The following is a 20203-nucleotide window of genomic DNA, read 5'->3' on the forward strand; positions in this document are numbered from 1 at the left end:
GGGGGGCCGCCGACTACCCCCCCTCCGCCGCCCCCCGGGGGGGGCGGGCGGGGGGCCCCCCCCCCCCCCCCGCGGGGGGGGGGGGGGGGGGGGGCCGGCCCCCCCCCCCCCCCCCCCCCCGCGCCTCCCGACCCGCCCACCCCTTGAGCGCACCACCCGCACCACCCGCACCACCCGCACCACCGGAGTCACCACAGCACCACGAACCCCCGCACCACCCCTTCCCTCACTCGATGAAGAGAAATCTCGAAGAAGAGACACCAGGAGAAGTCATGCAAACGAAGTTCCGTTGGCTCGCCGCCCTCGCGGTCGGAGCCCTCTCCGTCGGATCGATGACCGCCTGCAGCGCCTCGGGCGGCAGCGGCGACGCCGACACGATCACCTACTGGGCCAGCAACCAGGCTCCGACGGTCGAGAAGGACGCCGAGATCCTGCAGGAGAGCATCGACCGCTACACGGAGGAGACCGGCGTCAAGGTCGACCTCGAGGTCATCCCGTGGTCCGACCTCTACAACCGCATCCTCACCGCCGTCTCGAGCGGCGAGGGGCCCGACGTCCTCAACATCGGCAACACCTGGGCGGTGTCGCTGCAGTCCAGCGGCGCCTTCGTGCCCTGGGAGGGCGACGCCCTCGACCAGGTCGGTGGCCAGGACCGCTTCGTGCAGTCCAGCTTCGCCACCGGCGGTGCCGAGGGTCAGGCACCCACGTCGATCCCGCTCTACGGGCTGTCGTACTCGCTGTACTACAACACGAAGATGTTCGAGGCCGCGGGCATCACCACCCCGCCCGCCACCTGGGACGAGTTCGTCGAGGACGCCAAGAAGCTGACGGTCGACACCGACGGCGACGGCACGATCGACCAGTGGGGCGTCACCATGGCCGGGTCGAGCATCTCGAACAACGCCCACCAGGCGTTCGTCCGGGGCCTGCAGAACGGAGGCGCGCTGTACGACGAGGACGGCGAGCCCGACTTCGGCAACGACGGCGTCGTCAAGGGCGTCAAGGAGTGGGTCGACCTCATGGCGGTCGACAAGGTGGTCTCACCGTCCGATGCCGAGAGCGTGAACGGTTCGGACATGGCGGCGACGTTCGCGGACGACAAGGCCGCGATGTTCTTCGACCAGGCCCCCGACGCGAACCTCTCGGCCCGCGACTTCACCGACTACGCCGCGGCACCCGTGCCGATGGAGTCCGCCGACGCGACCGGTCTGCTGGGCACCCAGAGCCACGTGGCCGGCATCAACGTGAGCGTCTTCGAGAACAGCGGCAACAAGGACGCGGCGATCGACTTCGTCAAGCACCTGACGAGCGACTCCGAGCAGGTGTACCTGAACAAGGCGTTCAGCTCGCTGCCCGTGGTCACGAGCGCGTACGACGACCCGGCGTTCCAGTCGGACACGATCAAGCTGAAGCAGACGATCCTCGAGGACCACGCCCAGCCCATGCCCCTCTACCCCTCCGAGGGGCAGATGGAGACCTTGGTCGGCACCGCGATCAAGAACCTCCTCGCCACCGCAGCCCAGGGCGGTTCCGTCAGCGAGTCCGACGTCAAGTCGGCCCTCGAGGACGCGAACAGCCAGATGAGCTCGGGTCAGTAGCCCGTCCCACCGCCCGTGACGGGGGCGGCCGGTCCGATCGACCGGCCGCCCCCGCCACCCAGGCCCCGAGAGGACCCTCATGACCGTCAACGTCCTGCCCCCCGCCACCGCCGAGAAAGACCTCCCGCCCGACCCGCACCAGCAGGCCCCGATCGAGCCGGCCAAGCGCAAGAAGCACCGATCGCCGCTCGCCTACTTCCTGGTGGCGCCCGCCGCCCTGGCCGAACTGCTCGTCCACATCGTCCCGATGGTGCTCGGCATCTGGATCGCGTTCATCACGCTGAACCAGCTCAGCATCGCCAACTGGGTCAACGCGCCCTTCGTCGGCCTGCAGAACTTCGTCACCGCGCTCGACCCGTCCTCGCCCATCGCCGGCCAGCTGTACGGGGCCCTGGGGCGCACGCTGATGTTCACCGTCATCGTGGTGGCCATCGCCTGGAGCATGGGCATGCTCGGCGCGGTGCTCCTGACCAGCTCGTTCAAGGGCCGCGGCATCCTCCGCACGCTCTTCCTCGTGCCCTACGCCCTGCCGTCGTACGTCGGCACCATCGCCTGGGCCTTCATGTTCAACCAGCGCGACGGGGCCATCAACCGCTTCCTGGTGGACGACCTCGGCATCCTGCAGGACCGCCCCTTCTGGCTGCTCGGCGGCAACTCGTTCTGGGCCATCGTCATCGTGACGGCGTGGCAGTTCTGGCCCTTCGCCTTCCTGATGCTGCTCGCCGCGCTGCAGAACATCCCGGGCGACGTCTACGAGGCCGCGAGCCTCGACGGCGCCAGCCTCTGGAAGCAGTTCACCCAGATCACCCTGCCCATGGTCAAGCCGGCCAACGCCGTGCTGCTGCTGATCATGAGCCTGTGGATCTTCAACCAGTTCAACGTGCCCTACGTGCTCTTCGGCCCGGCGTCGCCCGAGCAGGCGACGCTCATCTCGCCGTTGATCTACCAGCAGTCGTTCAACAACTGGAACTTCGGCCTCGGCGGTGCCATGAGCGTGATGCTCCTGGTCGTGCTGCTGATCGCGTCGGCGTTCTACATCCGCATGGTTCTGCCGAAGGGACAACACGATGATTGAGACCCGTGGGTTCAAGGTCTTCCGCTTCTTCGGGCTGGCCTTCCTGTCGCTCGTGGTGGTCGTCCCGCTCTACGTGGTGCTGACCACGTCGATCAAGCCGCTCGCCGACGTCCAGGGCTTGTTCACTTGGATCCCCAGCCGGGTGACGCTCGAGCCGTACGTGCAGATCTGGCAGACGGTGCCGCTGGCGTCGTACTTCAAGAACAGCCTGATCGTCACGATCTCGGCGACGGTGCTGTCGGTGGCCATGGCCGTGCTCGCCGCGTACTCGCTGGCCCGCCTGCGGTTCAAGGGCCAGCGCAGCTTCAGCCTGGTCGTGCTGTCGACGCAGATGTTCCCGGGCATCCTGTTCCTGTTGCCGCTGTTCCTGATCTTCGTGCAGATCCAGCGCACGGTCGGCGTGCAGCTGACCGGCAGCTACCTCGGCCTGATCATCACCTACATGACGTTCTCGCTGCCGTTCTCGATCTGGATGCTGACGGGCTACTTCGCGTCGATCCCGAAAGAGCTCGAGGAGGCGTCGATGATCGACGGCACGGGTCGCCTCGGTGCCCTGTTCCGCGTGATCATCCCGGTCGCCAAGCCGGGCATCATCGCGGTCGCGGTCTACGCCTTCATCACGGCCTGGGGCGAGGTGCTCTTCGCCTCGGTGCTGACGAGCAAGGACACGCGCACGCTCTCCATCGGCCTCCGCGCCTACGCCTCGCAGCAGGACGTCTACTGGAACCAGCTCATGGCCGCCTCGGTCGTCGTCTCGCTGCCCGTGCTCATAGGCTTCATGCTCGTGCAGAAACACTTGATCACCGGACTGTCGTCGGGGGCCGTGAAGTGACCGAGCCGGCCGTGGCCACGGCGGTGGGGCCGGTGGGCGCCACCGCCGGCCCGGCCGGCCGGGCAGCACCGAGCCGAGGAGGCGCGGGTCGCGTCGAACCCCTGCGCGTCGGCATCGTGGGCGGCGGCTTCATGGCGCGCGTGCACGCCGGCGCCGCGCGGTCGGCCGGTGCCCGCGTGGTCGCCCTCGCCTCCTCGAGCGCCGCCAGCGCGGCCCACGCGGCGGCGTCCCTGGGCGTCGACACCTCCCACGAGAGCGTCGACGACCTCGTGACCGATCCCGGCGTCGACGTCGTGCACGTCTGCTCGCCGAACGCCACGCACGCGCCCGTCGCGCTGGCGGCGCTCGCCGCCGGCAAGCACGTGGTCTGCGAGAAGCCGCTGGCGACCTCGAGCGCCGAGGCCGAGACCCTGGTCGAGGCCGCCCGGGCCGGGCGACTGGTCGGTGCCGTGCCCTTCGTCTACCGCTACCACCCGATGGTGCGCGAGGCCCGGGCCCGCGTCGCCACGGGCGAGGTCGGCCGCGTGCTGAGCGTCCGGGGTTCGTACCTGCAGGACTGGTTGCTCGACAGCGACGACGTCGACTGGCGGGTCGACTCGGCCGCGGGCGGTCCGTCACGCGCCTTCGCCGACATCGGCAGCCACCTGGTCGACCTGCTCGAGTTCGTCCTGGGCGACCGGCTGGCCCGGCTGACCTCGACGACCACCACCGTGCACACCCACCGCGGGGGCTCGTCGGTCGACACCGAGGACGAGGCGGCCGTCGTGTTCGAGACGGCACGGGGGGCGATCGGCACCCTCTTCGTGTCGCAGGTCGCGCCGGGTCGCAAGAACCGCCTCCTGCTCGACCTGTCGGGCACCGCCGAGAGCCTCGAGTTCTCGCAGGAGGAGCCCGAGACGCTCTGGGTCGGACGCCGGTCGGGCACGCAACTCGTGGCCCGCGACGCGGCCGTGCTCGCACCCGACGCCGCCCGCCTGTCGACCGTCCCCGCCGGGCACCCGATGGGCTACGTCGACGCGTTCGCCGGGTTCGTGCGCGACGCCCACGACGCCGTCCGGGGCGGGACCCCCGAGGGGCTGCCCACCTTCGTCGACGGCCTGCGCGCCGTCCGGGTGACCGAGGCGGTCCTCGCGTCCGCCGCGTCGCGCCGGTGGGTCGACCTGCCCTGACCCCGCCCGTCCCGACCCCGTCGCCGCCCGCACCGCCCCCGCTGCCCGCCCGCACCCCCGTCGCCCCCGAGAAGGAACCCATGGCCGAGAGCTCCCGCCCCGTCACCCTGTTCACCGGCCAGTGGGCCGACCTGCCCTTCGAGGAGGTCGCGGCACTCGCCGCCGGGTGGGGCTACGACGGCCTCGAGATCGCCGCGTCGGGCGACCACCTCGACCTCGAGCGCGCCGACCAGGACGACGCGTACCTGCGGTCGCGACTCGACGTGCTCGAGCGGCACGGCCTGGGGGTCTGGGCGATCTCGAACCACCTTACCGGGCAGGCGGTCTGCGACGACCCGATCGACTTCCGGCACCAGGCGATCGTGCGCCCGTCCACCTGGGGCGACGGCGAGCCCGAGGGCGTCCGGCAGCGGGCCGCGGAGGACATGAAGCGGGCGGCGCGGGTGGCCCGCAAGATGGGCGTCGACACCGTCGTCGGCTTCACCGGCTCGAAGATCTGGCCCTACGTGGCGATGTTCCCGCCGGTCCCGGCGAGCGTGATCGACGCCGGATACCAGGACTTCGCCGACCGCTGGAACCCCATCCTCGACGTGTTCGACGCCGAGGGCGTCCGGTTCGCCCACGAGGTGCACCCGAGCGAGATCGCCTACGACCACTGGACGAGCGTCCGGGCGCTCGAGGCCATCGAGCACCGGTCGGCCTTCGGCTTCAACTGGGACCCCTCGCACATGCTCTGGCAGGGGGTCGACACGGTGTCGTTCATCACCGACTTCGCCGACCGGATCTTCCACGTTGACTGCAAGGACACCCGCATCAAGCCCGTCAGCGGGCGCTCGGGCGTGCTCGGCTCCCACCTGCCCTGGGGCGACCCCCGCCGGGGCTGGGACTTCGTCTCGACCGGCCACGGCGACATGAAGTGGGAGGACGCCTTCCGCGCCCTCGACGCGATCGGCTACGACGGCCCGATCTCGATCGAGTGGGAGGACGCGGGCATGGACCGGTTGCACGGTGCTCCCGAGGCGCTCGCCTACATCCGTTCACTCCTCTGGAGACGGCCGAGCGCCTCCTTCGACGCCGCCTTCTCGAACCAGTGACGGCAGACTGATCCCATGCCCCGAACCCTGCTGCCCGGCCAACGGAGCCGCCTGCTCGTCGTCGACCCCGCGACCGGCGACGTCGAGGTCGTCCTCGAGAGCACCCGCGTGCTCGTCGAGGCCCCGAACTGGAGCCCCGACGGTCGATGGCTCGTCGTCAACGGCGACGGCCTGCTCTGGCGGGTGCCCGCCGACGCCCGTGGGGTCGACGAGACCGCGCTCGAGCCGGTGCCGATGGGCGACGTGCCCGAGATCAACAACGACCACGTGATCGTTCCCGACCAGGGGGCCGTGATCGTGAGCGCCCGGGACGGCCACCTGTACGAGGTGCCGTGGGACGGCGTGACCCCGGGCGGCACCGCCCGCCGCGTGACGCGCGACCACCCCGCGGGCCGCAACCACAAGAACTACCTGCACGGCGTCTCGCCCGACGGTGCCACGCTCAGCGTGATCGTCGGCGCCCTGCCGGCACCGGTCGACGACCCGGACGACGAGGAGGCGCGGGCCGGATGGCGCACGAACGTCGCCCTGGTCTCGCTCGCCGACGGCGCGACCACGCCGGTGACCGACGACGAGCACCCCGACGACGGGGCCGAGTTCTCTCCGGACGGGGCGTGGCTGTGGGCCAACTCGGAACGCGCCTCCGCGGGGGTCGCCGGCCACGCGCAGCTCTTCCGGAGCCGCCTGGACGGCGGAGACGTCGTGCAGGTGACCGACGACGAACGGGTCAACTGGTTCCCGCACGTGTCGCCCGACGGCTCGACGCTGCTCTGGGTGTCGTTCGAGCCCGGCACGCTCGGCCACCCCGAGAACCGCGACGTCGTGCTGCGCACCCTGCCCCTCGGTCCCGACGGCCTGCCCGTGCCGGGCCGGGCGCCAAGCGACGTGCTCGCCCTCTTCGGCGGCCAGGGCACGATCAACGTGCCCTGCTGGGCCCCGGACTCGGCTCGTTTCGCCTGCGCCGACTACCCGTCCGCCTGACGCGCGCCCGGCACCCCGGGTGCTCTCGGCCCCCGCGGGTCGCCGGGGACGATGCGCAGCCTGCTCATGGACCGATCACAGTCGGTTCATAGGAACCACTCGATACTTGGAGAGGTGACCACAACGACCCCCGCCACCGCCTCGGCCCCCCGCCTCACCCGTGCCGACGGAACGCCTCTCCGAGTCCTCGTCGTCGACGACGAGAACAGTCTCACCGACCTGCTCTCGATGGCCCTCCGCTACGAGGGATGGGACGTCAAGGCGGCCTCCGACGGTCAGGCGGCCCTCGCCACGGCGCGCGAGTTCAAGCCCGACGCGATCGTGCTCGACTGGATGCTGCCCGACATCGACGGCATCCAGGTGCTGGGTCGACTGCGGTCGAGCGGTGACGACACCCCGATCCTGTTCCTCACCGCGAAGGACAGCGTCGAGGACCGCGTGTCGGGTCTCACCGCCGGGGGCGACGACTACGTCACCAAGCCGTTCTCGCTCGAAGAGGTCGTGGCCCGCCTGCGTGGCCTGATCCGCCGGTCGGCCTCGGCCATCAGCGAGGCGGGCGACTCGCGCATCGTCGTCGGCGACCTCGTGCTCGACGAGGAGAGCTACGAGGTGACGCGCGCCGGTCGCGAGATCGAGCTGACCGCGACCGAGTTCGAGCTGCTGCGCTTCCTGATGCGCAACCCGCGCCGCGTGCTGAGCAAGGCGCAGATCCTCGACCGGGTCTGGAGCTACGACTTCGGCGGCAAGTCCAGCGTCGTCGAGATCTACATCTCGTACCTGCGCAAGAAGATCGACGTCGGCGAAGAGCCGATGATCCACACCGTGCGCGGCGTCGGTTACGTGATCAAGCCCACGTCGTGAGCGATGCCCTGCCCGCCCGGGTGGGCTCGCGCCTCCGGGGCCTGGTGGGCCGGGCGCCCGGTCTCGCCGGGCCGCTCACGCTGCGCAACCGCCTGATCCTCAGCATCGTCGCGCTCGTGGTGCTGCTGACCATCGTGATCGGCTCGGTCAGCGTGTTCGTGCTCCAGGCGTCGCTCATGCGTCAGCTCGACGACGAGCTCGAGGGGGCGACGGGCCGCTCCGTGCCCATGGTGAACGCGCAGGGCTCGACGAGCCGGCCCTACCTGACGCCCGACGGCGACGACCTCTCGGGCCCGCGGCAGTCGCCCGGCACCTTCACGGCCGTCGTCGTGAACGGGACGGTCGTGGCGGCGTACCAGGTCGAGCAGTCGGGTCGGGTCGTCACGCCGCGCCTGACCGACGACCTGACCTCGGTCGTGACGACCGTCGCCGGCTCGACCGCGCCCGAGTCCGTCTCGCTCGGGTCGGCGCTGGGGTCGTACCGGGTGGAGTCGCTCGCGGTCGGCTACCAGACGACCACCACGTCGGGCTCCCTCGCCACCACGCCGGCGTACCTCGTCGTCGGTCTGCCGACGAGCAGCGTCGACCGCACCATCACGGTCATGGTGGTCACGATCCTCGCGGTGACCCTCATCGGCCTCGCGGTCGCGATCGCGATCGCCTACGGGGTCGTGCGGAGCGCCCTCCGCCCGCTCGAGCGCATGTCCGACACGGCGCTGCGGGTCGCCGAACTGCCGCTCGACCGCGGCGAGGTGGCCCTCGCGGAACGCGTCGACGAGGCCGACGCCGACACCCGCACCGAGGTCGGCCGCGTCGGTGCGTCGCTCAACCGCATGCTGGGCCACGTGGCCGGGGCCCTCGAGGCCCGTCAGCAGAGCGAGAACAAGGTGCGGCAGTTCGTGGCCGACGCCTCGCACGAGCTGCGCACCCCGCTCGCGTCGGTCCGCGGCTACGCCGAGCTGACCCGCCGCATGAACACCGGACTGCCCGACGACGTGGTCTACGCCATGGGCCGCATCGAGTCGGAGTCGCTGCGGATGACCTCGCTCGTCGAGGACCTCCTGCTGCTCGCCCGCCTCGACGAGGGTCGCGACCTCGTCACGGGCGACGTCGACCTGACCAGGGTCGTGCTCGACACGGTCAACGACGCCCACGTCGCCGGACCCACGCACGACGTCGACGTGTACGTGCCCGACGAGCCGGTGACCGTGTCGGGTGACGCCATGCGCCTGCACCAGATCGTCGCGAACCTGTTGACGAACGTGCGCACCCACACGCCCGACGGCACCCACGTGCACGTCTCGCTCACGGTCGACGACACGTCGGGGGAGGCCGTCGTCTCGGTCGCCGACGACGGGCCGGGCATCGACCCGGCCGTGCTGCCCGTGCTGTTCGAGCGGTTCGCCCGCGCCGACAGCTCGCGGTCGCGGAAGGCCGGCTCCACGGGGCTCGGCCTCGCGATCGTCCAGGCCGTCGTCCACTCCCACGGCGGCACCGTCGACGTCGCGAGCTCGGCCGGGGGAGCGACCTTCACCGTCCGCCTGCCGCTCGCGACGCCCGCGGACGCACCCCACCACGAAGCCGAGGAGGCGCGACTTGCGTGAGCGCGCCTCCTGCGTCTACTCTGTACAAAGCCCAAGACCGCCGGTTGTAGTCGTCTGCTCGCAGACGGGTGCCGAAGGTTCTCGAGAGAGAGCGACCAGCGCAGGTGTGTGAAGTCGTTCCTCTTCTCGAAGAGATCCAGCTCCGTGCGCTTGCGCCGGAGCTTTTTTCATTGGTGCGGCGCCGGTCTCGGCGCGGCCGAGTCGAGTTCCCGGGGGCTGCCGGCACACCCACGTTTTAGGAGAGCCATGGCGAACAAGGAAGCATCGGTCGCCGAGCTCACGGACAACTTCCGTGACTCGACCGCCGTCCTGCTCACCGAGTACCGCGGTCTCACTGTTGCCGAGCTGAAAGAGCTCCGCAAGTCCATCAGTGCAGACGCGACGTACGCCGTGGTGAAGAACACGCTCAGCAAGATCGCGGCCAACAACGCCGGAATCAGCTCGTTCGACGACGAACTCGTCGGACCGTCTGCGATCGCCTTCGTGCACGGTGACCCTGTCGCCGTCGCCAAGAGCCTGCGTGACTTCGCCAAGGCACACCCCGCTCTGATCGTGAAGAACGGTTACTTCGACGGTAACCCGCTCACGGCAGACGAGGTCAAGCAGCTCGCCGATCTCGAGTCCCGAGAGGTGCTGCTGGGCAAACTGGCCGGCGCCTTCAAGGCTTCGCTGTTCGGTGCTGCCTACCTGTTCCAGGCACCGCTGTCCCAGGCCGTTCGCACGGTCGAGGCGCTGCGTGCCAAGCAGGAAGCCGACAGCTAAACAGCTGTCGTACCAACCCACACTTTAGAAAACCCATAAGGAGAACACCATGGCGAAGCTCACGCAGGACGAATTGATCGAGGCCTTCAAGGAGCTCACGCTCATCGAGCTCAGCGACTTCGTGAAGAAGTTCGAAGAGGTCTTCGAGGTCACCGCTGCTGCCCCCGTGGCCGCTGCCGGTGCCGCCGGCCCCGCCGCCGCCGCTGAAGAGGTCGAAGAGCAGACCGCTTTCGACGTCGTGCTCGAGGCCGCCGGCGACAAGAAGATCCAGGTCATCAAAGAGGTCCGCGCGCTCACGAGCCTCGGTCTCGGCGAGGCCAAGGCCGTCGTCGACGGTGCCCCCAGCACCGTCCTCGAGGGTGCCACGAAGGACGCCGCCGAGAAGGCCAAGGCTCAGCTCGAGGCCGCCGGCGCGACGATCACCCTCAAGTAGTCGGCGGGCCCTCGCGGCCCTCTGCGCTTGAGCGGCACGTCTGCTCAGCACCACACGGAAGGCGCCACCCCCCGGGGTGGCGCCTTCTGGCGTTTCCGGTGGGGCGCGCCGACCACACGGACGGCCGGGTCACGAGGCGCGGGCCAGGACCGAGTGTCGGCGGCCGTACCCGAGGTACACCGCGGTGCCCACGACCATCCAGACGGCGAAGGCCGCCCAGGTGACCCACCCGAGGGTCACCATGAGCAGCACGCAGAAGGCGCAGCCGAGGACCGGGGTCAGCGGGTAGAGCGGCACCTTGTAGGTGCGGTCGAGCTCCGGGCGGTTGCGGCGCAGCCAGATGACCGACACGTTGACCAGGGCGAAGGCGAAGAGCGTGCCGATGCTCGTCGCGTCGGCCAGGGCGCCCAGGGGGATCACCGCCGCCGCGACGGCCACGGCTCCGCCGACGATGAGGGTGCCGGCGACGGGGGTCTGCGTGCGCGCCGAGACGCGGCCGAGGACGCGGGGCACGAGCCCGTCGCGTGCCATCGAGACGAAGATGCGCGTCTGACCGTAGAGCACCGTCAACACGACGCTCGCGATCGCCGCCACGGCGGTGACGGCGAAGAGGAAGGCGACCCACGGCTGTCCCGTGATGTCGGCGACGATCGTGACGAGGGTCGCCTCACCGTCGGTGAAGGTGGTCCACGGGCGAGCACCGATCGCGGCGACGGCCACCAGGATGTAGAGCACCGTGATGATCACGATCGAGGCGATGATGGCGCGCGGCAGGTCGCGCTTCGCGTCACGGGCCTCTTCGCCGGCCGTGGACGCCGCGTCGAAGCCGATGTACGAGAAGAACAGGCGCGAGGCCGCCGCCGAGACGCCGGCCGCGCCCATCGGTGCCAGCGGCTCGAAGTTCCCGGCGTGGAAGGCCGTGAAGGCGACGGCGACGAAGAACACGAGGAGCGCCACCTTGACGACGACGAGCAGGGTGTTGACCCAGGCGCTCTCCCGGGCGCCGGGAACGAGCACGAGGGTGGCGAGCAGGACGAGGACCGCGGCGGGCAGGTTGAGGACGCCGCCGGCGCCCGGTGGCTCGGCGATCGCGGCCGGCAGGGCGAGCCCGAACACGTCGAGGGCCTCGTTCACGTACTGCCCCGCCCCGACGGCGACGGCCGCGACCGAGACGGCGTACTCGAGCACGAGGCACCACCCGCAGACCCACGCGACACCCTCGCCGAGCGTCGCGTACGCGTACGAGTAGCTCGACCCCGACACGGGCACGCTGCCCGCCATCTCGGCGTACGACAGGGCCGACAGCAGGGCCGCGACGCCCGCGAGCACGAACGAGATCCAGACCGCCGGGCCGGCCAGCGGGACGGCGGTGCCCAGCACGACCAGGATGCCCGTGCCGAGGGTCGCCCCGATGCTGATCGCCGTGAGGTGCCAGACGCCCAGGGTGCGTCGCAGACGGGGGCCGCCGTCGGCGGAGGCCGCGCTCTCGGCGACGTAGGCCTCGAGGGGTTTGCGCGCCCTCAGCTGGGCGACGAGGGACGGACGGGACGTGACGCGGGACTCGTGGGGCACCGCGAGAGGTTACCCCACGGCCGGCACCGCGCCTCCTCGTCCCTAGTCGTCGAGGTCGAGGCCGAGCTGCTTGACGCGGGTCATCGCCTCGCGCCGCGACGACGCCTGCAGCTTGCGGTAGATGCTGCGGACGTGGCTCTTGACGGTGTTGACCGAGATGAACAGCTGGCTGCCGATCTGGCCGAGGGTCTGACCGGTGGCCAGGTGCCGGACGATCACGAGCTCGCGGTCGCTCAGCGGCTCGGCGAGCTGCGGCACGACGTCGGCCGTGGTCCCGCGCAGGCGGTCGAGCACCCCGACGATGGCGGCCGGCTGACGACGGCCGACGGCGCGCTGCACGAGGTGGTCGAGGACGTCCTCCGGCAGGGTGGCGAAGAGCCAGATCGACCCGTTGTGACCCGCGCTCAGCAGGGCCTGGTCGAAGGCGATGTCGCTGTGCGGGGCGTCGCCGAGGGCGAGGTGTGCGGCCGCCTGGAGGGCGTGGACCTGGCCCATCGTGCGCTCGCTGTGCAGGTCGCCGATGGCGAGGCACGGCTCGAGCGCCTCGAGGGCGGCCTCGGGCTCACCGGCGGCGAGGTGCACGAGGGCGAGCACGCGACCGGGACAGCGGATGTGGTGGTGCGACGACGTCACCGACGACGCGAGTCGACGGGCCTCGTGCGGCTGACCGAGCAGGCGCATGGTCTCGGCCCGCAACACCGTGGCCGAGTCGGTGAGGGCACTGTGCCCGGTGAACCCGTCGATGGTGCGGGTGATCCGCGCCAGCAGGTCGAGCACCTCGATGTAGCGGCCCTCGGACAGCAGCACGTGCGCTTCGGCGAACAGGCCGAGCGCCTCCCAGTCGCTGCCGCGCGACGCCTGCCGCACGTCGGCGAGCAGGCCCTCGTGGCCGCTCACGGCCTCGCCGCGTTCGAGGGCGAGGTGCACGCGCGTGATCTGGGTGAGGGCCCCGAACGAGCTCCCCAGCAGGTCGGTGCCGTCGGCGAGCTCGCGGGCGAGGTCGACGTGGCGGTCGGCGAGGTCGAAGTCGCCGATCAGCATCGCGACGAAGGCGAGCGCCGAGAGGCACTCGACCCGCTCGGCGGTGCTGAGGTGGTCCTCGCCGAGACCGTTCGCGAGGCTCAGGGCGAAGCGGGCCTGGTCGATCTCGCCGTAGTGCAGCCGGATGAGGCCGAGCTGCAACGAGAAGGAGGCGCTGAGCGAGATGCGCACGCTGATGGACTCGGCGAGGTCGTTCTCGATGAGGGTCCGGGCGACCTCGAGGTGCTCGTGGGCCACGACGAAGTTGCCGAGGGTGCGCAGCGACGCCCCGAGGTGCACGTGGTAGCCCGCCCGGATGTCGAGCGGCAGGTCGGGGTCGGCGTCGAGCGCCTTGGCGACGCCGCGGAACCAGGGCAGGGCCGCACTGCGCGAGCGGGAGCCGACCGAGCGGTGGCTCGCCGCCAGGGCGAGCAGGATGCGGGGTCGGCCGCGCCATTCCTCTTCGGGCGTCGAGCGGATGGCCTCGCGCAGACGCGCTCCCTGCAAGGGGGCGATCTGGGTCCAGCCCTGCTCGATGGCATCGAGAGCGGCCCGGTGGTCGGCGGGCTGCAGTTCGGCACTCGGCGGTTCGACGGCCGTGGGGTTCGACGTGTTCACGATGGTCCTAGCTCGGCCGCTTCGGGAGGCTCGCCCGTCGGGTAGGGAGAACGCGGCTGCCGGAGCCTGGTCAGGTGCACCGACACCGCCATACTAAACTGAGTGTTCATTACGCCGTATGGTCTGTCGGGCATTGCGCCTACAACTGGGGGACGAACGGTCGTTCTACGGCGTGTCGCGGCGTCGGCGTCCGACGGTGGGCCACTCGTGACGGGGGTCGGGCCTACGCTGACCGCATGAGTTCGATGCACGCCCCCGCAGGCGGTCCCCGGGGCGGAGGCCGACCGGGCGGGTCCGGCCGGGTCTCGAGCGGCGACGCCGAGGCCCAGCGTGCGGCGAACGCCACCGCGCCGCGCATCCCCGACCTGTTCCGTCGCATCCGCGGCCTGTTCGCCCCGCACCGGCGAGCCCTCGTCGTCACCGTCGTGCTCGTCCTGATCGGGGCCGCCGTCAGCGTGGCTCCACCGCTGCTCACCAAGCAGGCGTTCGACCGGGGGTTGTTCCCCCAGGGCGGTCCCGACGTGCCCGTGCTGCTCGAACTCGTGGGCGCCATGGTGGGACTCTGGGTGCTGTCCGCCGGCATCGGCGTCTGGCAGACGTACCTGACCGCCACGGTCGGCAACAAGGTGATGGGTGCGTTGCGCATCCGCCTCTTCGGCCACCTGCAGCGCATGGAGCTCGCGTTCTTCACCCGCACCAAGACCGGGGTCATCCAGTCGCGCCTGCAGAACGACGTCGGCGGCGTCGCGAACGTGCTGAGCAACACCATCTCGAGCGTCCTCGGCAACACGGTCACGGTCATCGCGGCCTTCGTGTCCATGCTCGTGCTCAGCTGGCAGATGACCGTCGTCACGGTCGTCCTGCTGCCGCTGCTGGTGGTGGCCCAGCGACGGGTGGGCCAGGTGCGCGCCCGCATCGCCACCAAGACGCAGGAGTCGCTCAGCGACATGACCGCCATCACGCAGGAGGCGCTGAGCGTCAGCGGCATCCTGTTGGCGAAGAGCTTCAACCAGCAGCGCGCCGAGGTCGAGCGCTACTCGGCCGAGAACCGCACCCAGATCGGGTTGCAGGTGCGTCAGCAGATGAGCGGGCAGTGGTTCTTCGCCGTCGTCCAGATCTTCCTCTCGGTCATCCCCGCCCTCATCTACCTGGTCGCGGCCTGGCTGATCCTCCGTGACGTGCCCGTGACGGCGGGCACGATCGTGGCCTTCACCACGGTGCAGGCCCGCTTGACCTTCCCGCTCATGGGGCTGCTGCGGGTGGCCCTCGACCTGCAGACCTCCGGAGCGCTGTTCGCCCGCATCTTCGAGTACCTCGACCTCCACCCGGCGATCACGAACGACCCCTCGGCCGAGCCGGTCGACGAGACGCAGCTCGGCCGGGTCGAGTTCGACGACGTCTCGTTCTCGTACCCCGACGCCGAGCCCGGGCAGAAGACCCTCGACGGCGTCTCGTTCGACATCGCACCGGGTCAGTTCGCCGCCTTCGTCGGCCCGAGCGGTGCCGGCAAGACGACCGTCTCGTACCTGATCCCGCGGTTCTACGAGGCGTCCGGCGGAGCGGTGCGCTTCGCCGGCACCGACGTCCGGCGCCTCGACCAAGAATCGCTGGTCGGCAACATCGGCATCGTCAGCCAAGAGACCTACCTCTTCCACGCCAGCATCGGCGACAACCTCCGGTACGCGCGACCCGACGCGACCGACGAACAGCTGGTCGACGCAGCCCGGCAGGCGAACATCCACGAGACGATCGCGTCGTTCCCCGACGGTTACGACACGATCGTGGGCGAGCGGGGTTATCGGCTCTCGGGCGGTGAGAAACAACGCATCGCCATCGCTCGCGTCCTGTTGAAGGACCCCGCCGTCATGGTCCTCGACGAGGCGACGAGCGCCCTCGACACGGTGTCCGAGCGCGTGGTGCAAGAGGCCCTCGACACGGCGACCCGTGGCCGGACGACGATCGCCATCGCGCACCGGCTCTCGACCGTGCGCGACGCCGACGTCGTGTTCGTCGTGGTGGCCGGTCGCGTCGTCGAGCGGGGGACGCACGACGAGCTGCTGGCCCTGGGCGGGGTGTACGCCGAGCTGTACGGGCAGCAGGTGTCGTCGTAGCGCTGCGGCGTCCCGTCAGCCGCGCTCGACGAGCATCGCCTGCATGGCGTCGACCTCGCTCTGCTGCGTCTGCAGCATGCCCGAGGCGAAGGCCCGCACCTGCGGCACCTCGCTGCGCGCCAGGACGGCGTCGGCCATCTCGATGCCGCCCTCGTGGTGCGCGATCATCAAGGTCAGGAAGATCCGCTCGGCGTCGACGCCGTTCGCGGAGTCCAGGGACGCGAGCTGCTCGTCGGTCGCCAGCCCCGGCATGCGGCCGCCGGGTTCGTGGGTGGCGACGGGCGTGGCCGAGCCGCCCGCGCCTCCGTCGTCGGTCATGTGGTGGCTGCCGTAGTCCCCGTCGAGGGTCGGACGGGTCATCCAGGTCATGGTCGGCTCCGAGGGCGCCTGCGGCAGGCGCCACAGCTCGAGCCAGGCGTACATCTGACCGGCCTGCTGCGACTGCGTGAGGGCCAAGTCGTAGGCCAACGAGCGGACCGCGGGGTCGTCGGTCCGGTCGCGGACCATCATCGCCATCTGCACGGCCTGCTCGTGGTGCACCTGCATGTCGCGCGAGAACCCCGCCTCGACGCTGTCCGTGCCGGGCGTGACCGGGGTGGGCGAGCTGAGCCGCCCGAGCGCGACGCCGACCAGCAGCACGATCGCCACGGTCAGGACCCCCGCGATCACCAGCCTCAGCCGACGACCCGAGGAGGCGCGGTGCGGCCCCGCCCCGTCGGTCGCGTCGTCGTCGTGCCCCGGTGCCGTCACGCGATCTTGCCGGTGCCGTCCACGCCGCCGCTGCACGGCGCACCGGGCTCGGGGGCGTTCGTGGACTTCCAGTACTTGGTGACGAAGTCGGACACGCTGGCCTCGTCGTCGGTCACGTTCGCGAAGGGCAACTGGGCGCCCCAGGCCGAGACGTACATGGGGGAGTCGAGGCCCTCGTAGGGCGAGACGACCGCGTACGTGTCGGGGGCGAAGTCGCGCAGCGCCTCGATCTCGCCCTCGCTGACCTGCTCGGGGTCGTAGGTGAACCAGACGGCGCCGTGCTCGAGGTCGTGGACGGCGTTCTCGTTCGGCACGGGCTCGGTGTAGACGCCGCAGTTCAGCCAGATCTGGTTGTGGTCGCCGCCCGCGGGAGGGGTCATCGCGTAGTCGACGCTGCCGCCGACGTGGTTCGCGGTGAGGTCGGAGTAGGTCTTCACGCCGTCGATCTCGATGGCCTGGGGGTCCTGCCGCGGCTGGCCGCTCGTCACGACGAAGGTGACGACCAGCGCGATCGCCGCCGCGCCCGCGACCGAGGCGGTGACGATGCCGATGGTGCGGTTGCGCTTCGCCCGGGCCTGTTGCCGCTTGAGCTCGGCCACCTTCTCGTGACGCCGGGCGTCTCGCTGCTGCTTGACGGTGGGTTTGTCGGTCGGCTTGTCGCTGCTGGCCACGGGGGTCCTCTGGGGTCGGGGAGGTGGTCGGGACGCACCCGATCGTGGATGCGTCAACCATTTTCTCTCACGACTGCCTGGGAGGCGCGTGCCAGCAGGTCGGGCCCGCCGACCCTCCGTCACACGCCACGACCCCGTCGTTAGACTCGACGAACGGGTCCGGCGGGACGCCCCGACCGACCCGACCACCCGAGTCGTCGACCTGCGCGCGCCCCACGAGGGCCCCGCGAGAACCGGAGCACCCGTGAAGTACGCCGAGACCGTCCTCGACCTGATCGGTGACACGCCGCTCGTCAAGCTGAACAAGGTGACCGAGGGCATCACGGCGACCGTGCTCGTCAAGGTCGAGTACGTCAACCCGGGTGGTTCGTCGAAGGACCGCATCGCGACGCGCATCATCGACGCGGCCGAGCGCGACGGGCTGCTCGGGCCCGGGGGCACCATCGTCGAGCCGACCAGCGGCAACACCGGGGTGGGCCTCGCCCTCGTCGCCCAGCAGCGCGGCTACCGCTGCGTCTTCGTCCTGCCCGACAAGGTCGGCGAGGACAAGCGCAACGTGCTCAAGGCCTACGGCGCCGAGATCGTCGTCACGCCGACCGCCGTCGAGCCGACCAGCCCCGAGTCCTACTACAGCGTCTCCGACCGCCTCGCGCGCGAGATCCCCGGGGCGTTCAAGCCGAACCAGTACGCCAACCCCAACGGGCCGCTCAGCCACTACGAGACGACGGGCCCCGAGATCTGGCGCGACACCGACGGCCGCATCACGCACTTCGTCGCGGGCGTGGGCACCGGCGGCACCATCAGCGGTACCGGCCGCTACCTCAAAGAGGTGTCCGGAGGCGCGGTGCAGGTCGTCGGCGCCGATCCCGAGGGCAGCGTCTACAGCGGGGGCACCGGTCGTCCCTACCTGCTCGAGGGCGTCGGCGAGGACTTCTGGCCGGCCGCCTACGACCCCTCGGTCGTCGACCGCATCATCGCCGCGGACGACGCCCGTTCGTTCGAGCTGACCCGGCGCCTCGCCCGCGAGGAGGGACTGCTGGTCGGCGGCTCGTCCGGCCTGGCCGTCGCGGCCGCCCTCGACGTGGCCCGCGAGCTCGGCCCGGACGACGTCGTCGTCGCCCTGCTGCCCGACGGCGGGCGCGGCTACCTCGGCAAGATCTTCAACGACGCGTGGATGCGCTCGTACGGCTTCGGCGTCAGCCACGACGAGCGGTCGGTCCGCGACCTGATCGCCTCCAAGACCGGGCAGCTGCCCGACCTCGTCCACGCCCACCCGTCCGACACCGTCCACGACGTGATCGGCATCATGAAGACCTACGGCGTCTCGCAGATGCCCGTGCTCTCGGCCGAGCCCCCGGTCGTCATCGGCGAGGTCGTCGGCGCCATCGAGGAGAAGGCGTTGCTCGAGGCCATCTTCCGCGGCGGCGCGACCATGGGCGACGCCGTCTCGGCGTACCTCGGCGACCCCCTGCCCCTGATCGGCGTGAACGAACCCGTCTCGGCGGCCCGGTCCGCGCTCGAGTCCGTCGACGCCCTGCTCGTCACCGACGACGGCCGCCCGGTCGGCGTCGTCACCCGCCAGGACGTCCTCTCCTTCATGTCCTCCTGAGCGGCCGGGGCGGCACCGTCACCCGGCGGCCCGGCCCGCGCCTCCTCGTCCCTCCGTCTGCACCACCCGTCCCCCTCGAAAGGACATCCCATGACCCACGGCTTCTCGACCAGGGCGATCCACGCCGGCCAGGACTTCGACCCCACCACCGGTGCCGTCGTCCCCCCGATCTACCAGTCGTCCACGTTCGTCCAGGACGGCATCGGCGGGTTCCGCGGCGGCTACGAGTACGCGCGGTCGGCGAACCCGACGCGCGACTCGCTGCAGACCCTGCTCGCCGACCTCGAGGGCGGCAGCGCCGCGTTCAGCTTCGCCTCGGGGCTGTCGGCCGAGGACGCGCTGCTGCGTTCGGTCCTGGCGCCCGGCACGCGCATCGTCATGGGCAACGACGTCTACGGCGGCACGCACCGCCTCGTCAACCGGGTGTGGGTGCCCTGGGGCGTCACGCTCGACACCGTCGAGATGAGCGACCTCGACGCCGTGCGCGCCGCGGTCCAGGCCGCCCCGACGGCCGTGCTCTGGGTCGAGACCCCGAGCAACCCGCTGATGAAGATCAGCGACATCGCGGCGCTCGCCGAGATCGGGCACGCGGTCGGGGCCGTCGTCGTCGTCGACAACACGTTCGCGTCGCCGTACCTGCAGCAGCCCCTCGCCCTGGGGGCCGACGCGGTCGTCCACTCGACGACGAAGTACATCGGCGGTCACTCGGACGTCGTGGGCGGGGCCGTCGTCGTGCGCGACGACGAGCTCGCCGCGAAGGTCGGCTTCGTCCAGTTCGGCGTCGGTGCCGTGTCGGCGCCGATGGAGGCGTGGCTCACGGTGCGCGGCATCAAGACGCTCGGCGTGCGCGTCGACCGCCACTCGTCGAACGCCCTCGCCATCGCCCGGGCCCTCGAGGGGCACGCGGCGGTCGAGCGCGTCTACTACCCGGGGCTCGAGTCCCACCCGGGCCACGAACTCGCCGCCCGGCAGATGCGGGCGTTCGGCGGCATGCTCTCGGTGCAGCTGAGCGCGGGTGCCGCCGCGGCCCGACGGTTCGCCGAGTCGACCGAGCTGTTCCAGCTGGCCGAGTCGCTCGGCGGCGTCGAGTCGCTGATCGGCTACCCGAGCGAGATGACCCACGCCTCGGTGCGCGGCACCGAGCTCGAGGTGCCCGACTCGATCGTGCGGCTGTCGGTCGGCATCGAGGACGTCGACGACCTGCTCGGCGACGTCACGCAGGCGCTCGCCCGCCTCGACGCGTAGGCGACCTCGCGAGAGACGACGGAGGCGGGGGGGGGGGGGGGCCCCCCCCCCCCCCCCCCCCCCCGGCCCCCCCCCCCCCCCCCCCCCCCCCCGGGCCCCCCCCCACCCCCCCCCCCCCCCCCCCCCCCCGGGGCGCCCCCCCCCCCCGGGGGGCGGGGGGCGGCCCCCCCCCCCGGGGGCCGGCCCAAAACCCCGGCC

17 protein-coding genes are annotated in these 20203 nt (G+C 71.1%); 13 read left to right on the forward strand and 4 right to left on the reverse strand.

The window, feature by feature from the left end; all coding sequences use genetic code 11:
- The first annotated feature begins 233 nt into the window (after positions 1–233).
- The 10 genes from ACVJ1F_RS15175 (at position 234) to rplL (ending at position 10409) form a co-directional block, all read left to right on the forward strand.
- The gene (locus tag ACVJ1F_RS15175; RefSeq protein WP_233568362.1) at positions 234–1598 is read left to right on the forward strand and encodes an ABC transporter substrate-binding protein; all 1365 of its coding nucleotides are present in this window, start codon (positions 234–236) and stop codon (positions 1596–1598) included.
- Positions 1599–1677: 79 nt separating this feature from the next.
- Complete coding sequence (locus ACVJ1F_RS15180) at positions 1678–2673, forward strand: carbohydrate ABC transporter permease (RefSeq protein WP_082460311.1); 996 nt, start codon at positions 1678–1680, stop codon at positions 2671–2673.
- Positions 2666–3505, forward strand: coding sequence for a carbohydrate ABC transporter permease (locus tag ACVJ1F_RS15185; protein ID WP_043592933.1), 840 nt, complete (start codon positions 2666–2668; stop codon positions 3503–3505). Before ACVJ1F_RS15180 ends, ACVJ1F_RS15185 begins: the two co-directional genes overlap by 8 nt.
- The gene (locus ACVJ1F_RS15190) at positions 3502–4674 is read left to right on the forward strand and encodes a Gfo/Idh/MocA family protein (RefSeq protein WP_456887246.1); all 1173 of its coding nucleotides are present in this window, start codon (positions 3502–3504) and stop codon (positions 4672–4674) included. Before ACVJ1F_RS15185 ends, ACVJ1F_RS15190 begins: the two co-directional genes overlap by 4 nt.
- An 80-nt stretch (positions 4675–4754) precedes the next feature.
- On the forward strand, positions 4755–5768 hold the full coding sequence (locus ACVJ1F_RS15195) for a sugar phosphate isomerase/epimerase family protein (protein ID WP_056047744.1): 1014 nt from the start codon (positions 4755–4757) through the stop codon (positions 5766–5768).
- A gap of 15 nt (positions 5769–5783) precedes the next feature.
- Complete coding sequence (locus ACVJ1F_RS15200) at positions 5784–6749, forward strand: biopolymer transporter Tol (protein WP_456887248.1); 966 nt, start codon at positions 5784–5786, stop codon at positions 6747–6749.
- Between the two features lie 102 nt (positions 6750–6851).
- Positions 6852–7610: a response regulator transcription factor gene (locus tag ACVJ1F_RS15205; protein ID WP_056046521.1), complete on the forward strand. Its 759-nt coding sequence runs from the start codon at positions 6852–6854 to the stop codon at positions 7608–7610.
- Complete coding sequence (locus tag ACVJ1F_RS15210; protein WP_267658747.1) at positions 7607–9214, forward strand: sensor histidine kinase; 1608 nt, start codon at positions 7607–7609, stop codon at positions 9212–9214. Before ACVJ1F_RS15205 ends, ACVJ1F_RS15210 begins: the two co-directional genes overlap by 4 nt.
- A 246-nt stretch (positions 9215–9460) precedes the next feature.
- A complete protein-coding gene (rplJ, locus tag ACVJ1F_RS15215; RefSeq protein WP_043592926.1) occupies positions 9461–9976 on the forward strand; it encodes a 50S ribosomal protein L10 in 516 nt (171 codons plus the stop codon).
- Positions 9977–10025: 49 nt separating this feature from the next.
- Positions 10026–10409: a 50S ribosomal protein L7/L12 gene (gene rplL / locus ACVJ1F_RS15220; protein WP_056046519.1), complete on the forward strand. Its 384-nt coding sequence runs from the start codon at positions 10026–10028 to the stop codon at positions 10407–10409.
- A gap of 129 nt (positions 10410–10538) precedes the next feature.
- On the opposite strand, the gene ACVJ1F_RS15225 is transcribed toward rplL, so the two are convergent.
- Positions 10539–11981, reverse strand: coding sequence for an APC family permease (locus ACVJ1F_RS15225; RefSeq protein ID WP_456887251.1), 1443 nt, complete (start codon positions 11979–11981; stop codon positions 10539–10541).
- Positions 11982–12023: 42 nt separating this feature from the next.
- Positions 12024–13619 (reverse strand): LuxR C-terminal-related transcriptional regulator, encoded by a 1596-nt coding sequence (locus tag ACVJ1F_RS15230; protein ID WP_277960195.1) that lies wholly within the window; start codon positions 13617–13619, stop codon positions 12024–12026.
- Positions 13620–13855: 236 nt separating this feature from the next.
- Between ACVJ1F_RS15230 and ACVJ1F_RS15235 the strand changes: the two genes are divergently transcribed.
- Entirely contained in the window at positions 13856–15730 is a 1875-nt protein-coding gene (locus tag ACVJ1F_RS15235) for an ABC transporter ATP-binding protein (protein WP_123570508.1), read from the forward strand.
- A 15-nt stretch (positions 15731–15745) separates the two neighbouring features.
- Here the strand turns inward: ACVJ1F_RS15235 and ACVJ1F_RS15240 are convergent, their stop codons facing one another.
- Entirely contained in the window at positions 15746–16480 is a 735-nt protein-coding gene (locus ACVJ1F_RS15240; protein ID WP_456887254.1) for a DUF305 domain-containing protein, read from the reverse strand.
- Entirely contained in the window at positions 16477–17151 is a 675-nt protein-coding gene (locus tag ACVJ1F_RS15245; RefSeq protein WP_456887256.1) for a DUF3105 domain-containing protein, read from the reverse strand. Before ACVJ1F_RS15245 ends, ACVJ1F_RS15240 begins: the two co-directional genes overlap by 4 nt.
- A 244-nt stretch (positions 17152–17395) precedes the next feature.
- Between ACVJ1F_RS15245 and ACVJ1F_RS15250 the strand changes: the two genes are divergently transcribed.
- Both ACVJ1F_RS15250 and ACVJ1F_RS15255 read left to right on the forward strand, forming a co-directional pair.
- On the forward strand, positions 17396–18760 hold the full coding sequence (locus tag ACVJ1F_RS15250) for a cystathionine beta-synthase (RefSeq protein WP_456887258.1): 1365 nt from the start codon (positions 17396–17398) through the stop codon (positions 18758–18760).
- Between the two features lie 90 nt (positions 18761–18850).
- Positions 18851–20005: a cystathionine gamma-synthase gene (locus ACVJ1F_RS15255; protein WP_456887260.1), complete on the forward strand. Its 1155-nt coding sequence runs from the start codon at positions 18851–18853 to the stop codon at positions 20003–20005.
- The last annotated feature ends 198 nt before the right edge of the window (positions 20006–20203 follow it).

The organism is Frigoribacterium sp. 2355 (assembly GCF_054060695.1).